This window comes from Acinetobacter piscicola (assembly GCF_002233755.1).
Taxonomy (GTDB): domain Bacteria; phylum Pseudomonadota; class Gammaproteobacteria; order Pseudomonadales; family Moraxellaceae; genus Acinetobacter; species Acinetobacter piscicola.
This window is the reverse complement of the sequence record NZ_NIFO01000057.1, coordinates 1-2,118: the sequence shown is the minus strand read 5'-3', so window position 1 is coordinate 2,118 and position 2,118 is coordinate 1. Positions and strand designations below refer to the sequence as shown.

The window sequence follows — 2,118 nt, the reverse complement described above, 5'->3', positions numbered from 1 at the left end:
CATACTTTTTAAAACACCACCAAAATATGGTATAACTGCTGAGATATCAGCGGTTTTCATTTTCGATGCTTACAGCTATGCTCAAAAAACACCACGACAACCGCCAATAGATAAACAACGGGGCATCATATAGATGCCCCGTTGTTTTGATAGACTAATATAGCGGTTACATAATCACCGAATTGTTGACCAGCCAATTTTGAATCGTGGTGGTATCTAACGTTACACCTGTCAATGTCAAATGACTGGCAATCGTATCCGCTGTGGTGAAGTGAACCACGGTATTGCCGCCTGAGGCTTGAGCGGAGATGTTTTTTAGATCGCTGATTTCTTTGATTCCACTAAATCCAAGTTTGTCTATACCTACTTCAAAATTGGTAATAGTATCTGAGCCATTGTTGGTGAGACCTGACAACGTAAAGACATCTGCCACATTGGCTGTGCCGGCGACCGTGGTAGAGGTACTGGCTTGTAAAGCATGCTCAACCAGCTTTGGCAAGGCGCTTAAATCAATAGTCGCGGTGCCGCTTGCTTTATCGCCATCACCATCGGTAATGGTATAGCCAATGGTCTCACTGGTATGAGATGTCAAAATACTAGAAGGCGCTTGGTAAGTCATATTGCCAAGATTAGCCCCTTGCCCCAAGTGTAGGCTGACTGTACCACCTGAGTGGGTGGTGACTTGCAAGTCGCCATTACCAAGGTCCTTCCACGCTGTGTGGGCATAATCTGAGGTGATTTTACCCGTACTGGTTTGGTAGGTATAGGTGATATTATCCACCGTCATTGAGGCAGTATAATTGGCATCTGCGCCAGATTGGATAAGACCTGTCGCCTTGAGTGGCGCGGGTGCCGATGAACTGGTTGTAACCGTACTGGTTAAAAAAGTATCCAATTGGCTAAAATCAGTGATGTGTTTAACAAGGCTAGCATCTGGATTGGTTGCTGTGCTGCCATCATATGAAATCGGTGTAATTTTAGAAATATCCACACTGTCGCCAAGCCCAACGGCATACGCCTTAATCTTATTGGCAGTTAAGAAATCAGTCCAGTCCTTTTCACCAATCTCTGTAAAACCGCCAGGAATATATCCGTTAAAGGAACCAGGGTTAATACCAACACCTGAATCGTATCCAAGATTTTGTGGATCATCAGGTGTTGGATCAGGATAGGAGTTTGGCTGACCATCTGTGAAGAAATAAGCACTATTGGTCAAGCCTGGTTTATTTTGTAAAGGACCAACAGTTTTTTGTTGATAGCCCTTAATCATTTCTTGTAAAGCCACGTCATAGTTAGTCCCGCCACCAATGCCGTTATCAACCGATGAGTTGTCAGGTGGTTGGATTGTATCTAGTAGTTTTTTAGCATCTGCCAAGCTCACCCAATAAGATGGCGTAGAACCATCCAATGATAAGTGTTTAGCTGAATAAGCAAATACGCTGATATCTACTCGTACGTCACCATTACCGCCTGCTTTGTCAAGCATGCTTTGATAATAGTCAAGTAGTTTATTGACTGAATCCTTCATAGCTTGAAACACAGTTTTACCAGGTATGCTGGAATCATAACTGGTACTTCCTGATAAATCCATGATCAGGTTAACATTGGCGTAAAACGAGCTAACCGAATTACTTGACGCGGTCAATGTGGTATTGGTAGTTACAGGGGCATCGTCTTCTACTGTTAAGGTGATTTCCCCCATTTCGGTACTGGTTTGTACGCCAAACGTAATATCAAGCGTGTTTTCATCTTGACCAGTCGGGTGGTCTATCGCTTTGAGTAAGGTTACCGTATAACCTGCACCTGTAGCGGCGGCAAAGGCACCTGGGGTTACCTTAATGACATCCACCCCTGTGGTTTCGGTTTTGCCTGTAAGTACCCCATTAGCAGATGTCCAGATCACCTTCTCCCCACCAGAATATAGCACCGTTGTAGGCGCGCTAATCGTAGTGATAGCAGATGTTGCTGTGCCAAAGCTACCAATGGCATCGGCGCTGTCTGTGGTATCTGTTGGATTGCCTGCTCTATCTTTAATGCCGTAAGTCAATCCTTCTTCTGAAACTGCCAATTTACTGGTAAGCAGCGGCTGCGGATAGTCAATGGTTACCGTGGCTGGGT

1 protein-coding gene is annotated in these 2,118 nt (G+C 44.7%); it reads right to left on the bottom strand.

Going from position 1 to position 2,118, the window contains the following annotated elements:
• Nucleotides 1-166 precede the first annotated feature (166 nt).
• On the bottom strand, nt 167-2,118 hold a 1,952-nt coding region (locus CDA10_RS16630; protein WP_089606645.1), incomplete at its 5' end, for a vWA domain-containing protein.